6 protein-coding genes and 1 riboswitch are annotated in these 8,124 nt (G+C 40.8%); of the genes, 3 read left to right on the top strand and 3 right to left on the bottom strand.

The features are described from left to right. Positions 1–174: 174 nt before the first annotated feature. On the bottom strand, positions 175–1,422 hold the full coding sequence (locus K364_RS0119545) for an IS110 family RNA-guided transposase (protein WP_028306738.1): 1,248 nt from the start codon (positions 1,420–1,422) through the stop codon (positions 175–177). Positions 1,423–1,991: 569 nt separating this feature from the next. On the opposite strand from K364_RS0119545, the gene K364_RS0119540 reads away from it, so the two are divergent. The 3 genes from K364_RS0119540 (at position 1,992) to K364_RS0119525 (ending at position 5,887) form a co-directional block, all read left to right on the top strand. Beyond that, complete coding sequence (locus tag K364_RS0119540) at positions 1,992–2,486, top strand: hypothetical protein (protein WP_028309406.1); 495 nt, start codon at positions 1,992–1,994, stop codon at positions 2,484–2,486. Positions 2,487–2,682: 196 nt separating this feature from the next. After that, positions 2,683–4,746: a molybdopterin-dependent oxidoreductase gene (locus K364_RS0119530; RefSeq protein WP_028309405.1), complete on the top strand. Its 2,064-nt coding sequence runs from the start codon at positions 2,683–2,685 to the stop codon at positions 4,744–4,746. A 1-nt stretch (position 4,747) separates the two neighbouring features. Then, a complete protein-coding gene (locus K364_RS0119525; RefSeq protein WP_028309404.1) occupies positions 4,748–5,887 on the top strand; it encodes a 4Fe-4S dicluster domain-containing protein in 1,140 nt (379 codons plus the stop codon). Here the strand turns inward: K364_RS0119525 and K364_RS0119520 are convergent. Further along, entirely contained in the window at positions 5,879–6,532 is a 654-nt protein-coding gene (locus tag K364_RS0119520) for a TorD/DmsD family molecular chaperone (protein WP_028309403.1), read from the bottom strand. The two genes, K364_RS0119525 and K364_RS0119520, sit on opposite strands and share 9 nt — an antisense overlap. Before the next feature lie 48 nt (positions 6,533–6,580). Continuing rightward, on the bottom strand, positions 6,581–7,804 hold the full coding sequence (locus tag K364_RS0119515) for a molybdopterin molybdotransferase MoeA (protein WP_028309402.1): 1,224 nt from the start codon (positions 7,802–7,804) through the stop codon (positions 6,581–6,583). 171 nt (positions 7,805–7,975) lie between these two features. Beyond that, a riboswitch (molybdenum cofactor riboswitch) is annotated at positions 7,976–8,113 on the bottom strand. Positions 8,114–8,124 lie beyond the last annotated feature (11 nt).

The following is an 8,124-nucleotide window of genomic DNA, read 5'->3' as shown; positions in this document are numbered from 1 at the left end:
TAGAGCAGCGGTATGATGTCAAGTAGGTAATTGGAAATTTTTCAAAGAATTCGCTGCACAAAAGGGGGTGCTTGCCTAAAAAAGGCAACACTAAACAAGCCCACCCTATGACAAGTATATTTATTACAAATATAACAATAAATAGGTGGAAGGAATCCTGAGCTTTGGTCTATTCTAATTTAATTGTCGGTTTCCCCCTTTCGGTTGGTAGAGTTGGTTAGACTTCAGCAGAAAAAAGACTAACCGTACCAGTTTACGGGCAGTAAGAGCAAGGGCGCGTTTATGAGCATACTGCTTAGGCTCCGCTTTTTTCATGGCATAATACTCGGCAAAAACAGGGTCGTGCACCCGAACACTGCTTGCCGCCTCAATAAGGTAATACCTTAAAATGCGGTTGCCAGAGCGAATAAGCCTTGTACTACTAGCAGTAAAATCACCAGACTGATTTTGGGTCCAGGCAAGACCAGCTAACTTAGCTACCTGTTTATGGCTGTCAAACTGATGGATATCACCAATTTCAGCAATAATACCAGAAGCAAAAATAGGACCGATACCCGGAACAGAATCTAGAGTTTGAGGAATAGTCTTTAAATGGTCCTCAATAGCCTTTTTCAAAGACTGCAGCTGTTCCTGGATTGTTCTAATAACCCTAATACTAGAGGCCATGGCCAAGTTAACAGAATCAGACATGGCCTTGGGCAACCTGTAAGAAGAACGAGCAGCCTTTTGCAACTGTTTAGCAACAGCCTGAGGATCATCAAAGCGGTTTTTACCATGCTGAATTAAAAACTCCATCAGATCATCCAAAGAAGCATCTGCTAGAGCCTCAGCGGACTCAAACTCTTCCAAAACAGCCAGAGAAGTAGCAGATAACTTGTTAGAAAAGACTAAAGAGTAATCACTACACTTCAGGTACAGGTTAGACATAAGAAAATTAGCTTCACGTACTAGAGCCTGCATGAGGTGGTACCTGGCCCGAGTAAGCCTTTGAAGAGCCATCAAAGGTTCACTCCAAGTAAAAGGATGAGGCAGATAGCCACTTTTAAGCCTAGCAGCAATATACCAGGCATCGAACCTATCATTTTTAGGAGCATCCAAGAAATGAGCCTTTTTAAACTCCTTAATCAGACTAGGGTTAAACATGTAGACCTTAACATCAGGGCAGGCAAAGTCCAAATGGCGATGCAAGTAGATGGCAGCATGGGTAGAGTAGCAACCGGTGTGCTCTAAACCAAAAAGTATTCTATCAAAATCATGTTTACTAACCAACTGGTTGATACGATCCTTAAGCTCAAAAATACCAGGTCTATTATTAAAAACACTAAACCGGCTTATAGGACGCTTTTCATCATCATTAGACAAACAACAAACAACATTGTCCTTGCTGCTTATATCGATACCGACAAACAAAGGGTTAGACATCTTAATCACCTCCTTCACTTTAAAATATATAGATGTCTACAGTCTTGGGATGTCCCTGGGAAACCCATGAACGACAGCCTTGCGAGCTATAGGAATACACCGGATCCCCTCGGTGCACTGGCCTCCGTCTGCTAACAGAGGGAGAGGCAAACCGGGAAACAGTCAGCGTGTAGGTCTATAACATGGGGCCAGGGGAACACTCTAAAAATGGAAGACACCCTATAACGGGGCAACTGGAGGAAATGGAACATTCCCTTGGTAGACACCTTTGGCTATATTTTCCCAAAGACATCCCAGGACTGTAAACCCTTTTTAAAAAAGATAGCATATTAGTTATTGGCTTGTGGATATGCCGCTCATGTGGACTTGTGGACAGCTGCTGCGCACCTGCCCACAGGGTCCACAATCGCTTGGACAATGCTAAAGCATTGCCCACATACCCACAAGCCCTGCTACGATGAATAACTTGTTGTTGTAGTTGTTAAAGATCTACATTAAAAAATGAGCAATGTCCCAACTGGAAATTAACGTCCAAATCGGGGGCTGCTCATAGTATACAAGGAGGTAACATGAAAAAACCAATATTATTAATTACTTTAATATTAAGTCTTTTATTTTTTAGTGTCCTATATTTCATTTTTTTTAACTATAGTGAGGGAACTGATATAGATATAAAAACTTATGAAACAGATTATAAGTTTACTGTTGAAGATATTTATGGTGCTTTAACAAGCTCAGAAGTACACCTTAAACCTCAGAGTGAGATTAATTATCAAGGTCACAATTTAAATAATGTAACGCCAAGGAGATATGAAGTACTGGATGCATTATTGCTAGTATACGAATTTGAAGATAATGAAGCTTTAGATAAAGGTTTAGTGGAAGTTCAAGATGTTATTTTTCAAGATCAGGAACATATAATCAAATATAAGTTTTTTGAATTAAACAATATACTGGTTATTTATATATGGTCATCTTTGATAACTCCAGACCATATAGCAGATGAACAAAAAACTAAAATTGAAAAAGGACTTGAGAAATTAACGAATACTAATAGATACTAATAGTTGCTTAGGCATTTTTGAAGTATTATTATCCTTTGGGATCAGCTCTTTTGTTTTCAAAGGTGTTCAAACATTTTGCCAGTTGAGAATATAGTCGCTTTCAAGCCAAATGGGCCTGGAAGCGGTTTTTTTGAGGGTCTTTCTTTTTGTTTAGAATCGTGGGATAATTATAATATCAAAATTATAGGTGATGCTTATGGCTGCTATAAAAGATGGATATAGAGTAACCCGTCATGTATGTCCCCGAAATTGCTATGATGCATGTGGAATACTGGCTTATATGAAAAATGGCAGATTAGTAAAAGTTAGCGGTGATCCACTGCACGGTTATACCAGGGGCAAATTATGTTCAAAAGGTTATAATTATCTTAACATGGTATATAATCCGGATCGAATTAAGTATCCCCTGAGGCAGGCTGTTCGAGGATCTGGTATCTGGCAAAAAATTTCCTGGGACGAAGCACTGGAAATTATCTGTGAAAAAATACTGGACCTAAAAGACCGGTATGGTACTACATTACCAGTTTGCCTGAACAAGTATTCAGGGAATTTTGGCCTTTTACACTATGCTGCTGAAGGAATGTTTAACTCCCTGGGGCCTACAACCCAATCCCTGGGGTCACCCTGTTGGTCAGCAGGCCTGGATGCCCAGTTTTTTGATTTTGGAAACAACTACAACTCTGATCCAGAGGAGATTGAACAAGCCGGATTAATTATCCTGTGGGGAGTAAATCCTGCCTGGACAGCCGTTCACTCCCTTCCGTACATTTTCAAGGCCCAGGAAAAGGGAGCCAGGGTAGTTGTAATCGACCCCATTTATACCCAGACTGCCAGAAAAGCCGACTGGTATATACAAATTAATCCAGGTTCGGATGGCGCTCTGGCCCTGGCACTAGCTAAAATAATCTGGGAAAGTGGCTGTGCAGATTGGAACTTTCTAAATAACCATACCTCTGGATGGCACCAGTTCCAGGAATATCTTAAAGATTTGAATTTAGATGAGGCTGCAGCAGAGTGTGGGCAGGAGCTTTCAGTAATCAGGGACCTAGCCCAGGAGATAACAACTAGAAAGCCCTGTTTTATCTGGATTGGATATGGGCTACAAAGACATGTATGGGGAGGACAAAATGTAAGGGCAATCAATGCCCTGGGAGCAATAACTGGAAGTATCGGAATGCCCGGTGGAGGTGTTCAGTATACTAATTTAAAGACATGGGACTTATTTAATTATAACTTTTTAAAAACAAGGCACAGCAACAGGTATATTAATATTAATCTCTTTGCTCACAATCTGAAAACCCTTGACAATCCTCCAGTTAAAATGCTCTGGGTCTCCTGTCGTAACCTCTTAAAACAGGATGCTGACATTAATAGTTTGTTGCAGCAGTTAAAGGGAATAGAACTGATAGTTACAGTTGACAAGTTTTTAACAGACACTGCCCTTCATTCCGACTTGGTTTTGCCTACCACAACTTTCTTTGAAGCCCTGGATGTGGTGCCCAGCTACTGGCATCACTGGTTAAGCATAAATGAAAAAGCAATAGATCCTTATTATGAATCAAAAAGTGACCTGGAAATTGCCCAAATGGTTACTAAAGCTTTAAATAAGTATCAGGTCGGGAGCTGTGATTTTCCCCAGTACCCTTCAGAAGAAGCCTACCTGGACAGAGAATTTACTGACAGCATTTACAAGACCCTGGATATTAACCATTGGACAGATCTAAAAGAGGGGCCAGCTAGAGTAAAGGGGACACCAACAGCCTGGGCAGACAAGAAATTTCAAACTCCCTCTGGCAAATATGAGTTTTATTCCAATAGGGCTTTAGCCCATGGATTGCCAGCCATGCCGGTCAAAAGGAGTGGGCTGGCTCCAAATAAAGATTATCCATACTGGCTTTTAACTCCCCATCACCTGCAGGGTTTAAACTCCCAGTTCCAATTTACAAATAAACAGGGAAAACTTCAATTGGAGCCTGTGGTATATATTAACCATAAAACTGCAGCAAGTAAGGGTATAAAGAAAGGCAGTATGGTTGAGATTTTTAATGACTATGGCTCAATTATATTAAAGGCATATCTAACTGACGATACCTCCCCTGACACCCTGGTTTGCTATCAAGGATTGGGGAAAACCGCCAGCAGCAACCCTAATACTCTAGTCAAGAGTATTCTGACTGATATGGGAGCCTGTAGAACCGGGAGTGAGGGGATGGCTTTTTATGATGTATTCGTAGACTTTAAAGTTTGGAGGGAAGCTTAAATTGAATTTAGAATATCTTTCTTCTATTTTTAATAGTTTATCGCCATTAAAAATCCGCCAGGAACTTTGCAGCAGGCTTATTACTCCACGCTCCAACTGTGAGGAATGTTTGAGGATTTGTCCCAGTAAAAGCATTACTTTTTTTGATGGGACTTTAGAGGTAAACCAGTGCTGTTATTGCGGAATGTGTGTCCCTGCCTGCCCAAACCATGTTTTTAAAATTGATGAAGACAAAATACTTGAGGATGCCTCAAAAAATTCCCAACTAATCATAACCTGTTCTCCGGTAATTAAAGAGTTAAATGCTGTTAAAGATAAAAAAAAGTTAACCATTATAAATTGTTTTGGGCAGCTGTATGGGGAGCTCCTTGTTAAACTGTTGTTCCAGGTACAGGAACTGACAATTTACCTGGATCAGGAATACTGTAACAAATGCCTTAAGTACAAAGCAGATAATATTTATACGGTCCTGGATCCCTTTAAAGGTCTGATAGGAGAAAAATATACAGCTAGATTAAAAATTGTAAACCGGCAGGAAGAACTCCTTGGGCTAGTTAACAGCAGCACCAGTACAAGATTCGAGCAGGATAGGAGGGAGTTTTTCCGCTCTTTGTTATCTAATACAAGAAAAGTTCCCCAGAGTTTGGTGAACTATACCCTGGAAAAGCTGGAACCTGAAGGCAGCCAACAACCAAAAAGATTAGAGGTAAATAATAAGAACAGGCCGGCAAAAAGGCTTCATTTATTACATGCTTTAGCCAGGGAAGATTCCAGCCATTCAAGTTCAGACATGGCCTTACCTTATAAGTATCTAAGGGTTAAGGATTGTAATCTTTGTCCAGTTTGCAGTAAACTCTGTCCAACAAGGGCTCTTGAAATAAGACAAGTTGAAAACAAAAAAGAGCTGGTGTTTAACCCCCAACTCTGTACTGAATGTAATATTTGTCAAGATGTATGTCACCTAAAAGGTATTGACTGGGCTGACCAGGTGCTTTTAAAAGATTTTACAAACAAAAAACCCGTTACTGTTGCAACGGGTACGAGCCAACAATGTGCAAGATGCAAAACAGAATTCTGGTATCTTCAAGGGGTTGGAGCTACAAAAAAATCATGTCCCTGGTGCAAGGACATTTTAGACTAGATTCTGGGCATCCCACTCAAGGAAGCCCCTGGTAAAAAGGGCAAGTCCTCTATAATAGTCTGTAGAAGCCTTTTGATAAACCTGATCTAAAAACAAATAAGCCCACTGCTGGAGGTGTTCAACCATGAATTTTCTTTGTTCAAGTATATAATACTGGCTCAGATCTTTTTCTTTTTTTGTTAGGGCTTCCTCTTGTTTTTCAATTAAATGGGCCATAAATTCCAATTCAACGGCAAAGTGGTCCTCAGGCTCCTGGTTAAGCCTTTGGTACTCAATATTATGCCTGCGATAAAAGTCTCTTACTTCCATGGTTGGCCTGGCAAACACCACTCTTTCCTCACTGGTGTAAACTGATTCCCAGGGGGGTGCCAGAACCTTGTCTGGTCCCACAAAGAGTTTATTATAATCAAAAGCTAATTCTTTAGCTAATTCTTTCAGGCTCTCGTTGAAATTCTCCCTGCCCTTATCCAACCACGTATTTATCAATTCCAGACCTTCATCCTTGCTGCTGGGAAAATAAAAGGGATAATCCTGAAAAATCTTATTTTCAATAATCTTTGCCAGGACTTCTGCTGTTAACTGGTGTTTAAATTGATTGCTCAAGAAAACATAATTCATTTTCCTGTTATTTTCAATACCTTCCACTTAAGAATCACCTGCCAGTAAGTTTTTTGGTATTCCCAGGTTGGTGTTTTACAGCAGGATAATCCTAACTGTACCCCCTGGGGGTATGGGTGGTGAGCTCGCAGGTATATCAACCAGGGCGTTACAGCCCAGCATTGATTTTAAAATACCTGTATCCTGGCTGCCTGTCTGCCTGGCGACCCATTTATTTCCTTCATAAGCTGCCCTAACCCGCAAAAACCTTCGTTGACGACTGCTTTTATGGAAGCCATCTATTAAAACACCCTCCACAGCTTTTAAGGGTGGTTCCTCCAGAGAGCCTTTTATAAAGTAAATGTAAGGTCTTAACAGGAGTTCGAAACTTATCAGTGCTGCAGCAGGATTGCCTGATAGGGAAATAATTAATTTGTCATCCTTAAGGGCAGCCATGGAGGGAGTACCAGGTTTTATATTAATCCTGGAGTAAAGCACCTCAGCACCCAGGTCCTCAACTGCGTTTCTAACCAGATCACATTCCCCAACGGAAACACCGCCGGTAGTTATTATCACATCACAGGTATTTATGGCCCTTTCCAAGAGCACTTTAATTTTGCTGATGCTGTCGGCGACAGTGCCAAAACTACAGGCATCACCACCCAACAGCTTGACCAAAGCTGCCAGGGAGTAGTGATTGCTGTTGTAAATCTGTCCATAGGACAAAGGTTCTCCCGGCTTTTTTAATTCACTGCCGGTGCTGATTATGCCAATAACTGGCTTTTTATAGACATCTATTTCTTGTATGCCCAGGGCAGCCAGGAGTCCTATATGATAAGGAGTAAGATAATCACCTTTTTTGAAAATAACCTCTCCCTGCCTTACATCAGAACCAGCTAAAATCACATCTGTATTATGGGATAATTCTTTTTCAAGCTTTATCCTGCCGCGTGAGTAGTAAACTTCTTCCTTTCTTATAACTGCATCGGCACCAGCAGGAAGGGGAGCTCCAGTCATGACTTTTACTCCTGTTTTTTGCTTCAGTTTTAGATCATTACGAGTGTCCCCTGCCTGCACTTCATCAATAATCTCTATAAAAACAGGGTTGGTCTGGCTTGCTCCATTGGTATCCAAGGAATTCAAGGCAAAACCATCCAGGGGAGACTTATTGAAGGAAGGCAGAGCAAAGGGAGCATGTAAATTACTAAAAACCACCCTGCCTGCAGCGGCTTCTAGGGACACTTTTTCAGGCCCTGGTTTTATAACATGTTTTAGTAAAATGCTCTGGGCCTCTTCTAGTTCTTTAACAATCTGTTTCACTTTTACCTCCCCAGTTTACTGTATTTTAATATCTCCTTAACATTTTTGGACAAACTCATCCATATTACTTATCCATACCTATAATATTCCCTCAAGCTTCCATTATCTAGTCTCTTGTAAATTCTATAAAAAACAATATCCTTGCCTTCTAAAAAGGAGACAAGGATATCCAAAATCCCTGGACATTCTCCTTCCCAGAATTGTGGAGATACAGCCGTTTCCAACCATACCCCGTGAGCCGTAGGCCCAGGTCCCATTTCCATGGGTTTGCAACCTTTAGGAAAAGGGACTTTGGAGAAAACCATTAACTTTACCAAAAA

Source organism: Desulfitibacter alkalitolerans DSM 16504 (genome assembly GCF_000620305.1).
GTDB classification, from domain to species: Bacteria; Bacillota; DSM-16504; order Desulfitibacterales; family Desulfitibacteraceae; genus Desulfitibacter; species Desulfitibacter alkalitolerans.
Note: the sequence above shows the minus strand (reverse complement) of the source record. Positions and strands in the feature narration are given on the sequence as shown.

Excerpts from the sequence above, each read along its gene's own strand:
- K364_RS0119530 (WP_028309405.1), top strand. The coding sequence starts at position 2,683 with ATGGCTGCTATAAAAGATGGATATAGAGTAACCCGTCATGTATGTCCC.
- K364_RS0119540 (WP_028309406.1), top strand. The coding sequence starts at position 1,992 with ATGAAAAAACCAATATTATTAATTACTTTAATATTAAGTCTTTTATTT.
- K364_RS0119545 (WP_028306738.1), bottom strand. The coding sequence starts at position 1,422 with ATGTCTAACCCTTTGTTTGTCGGTATCGATATAAGCAGCAAGGACAAT.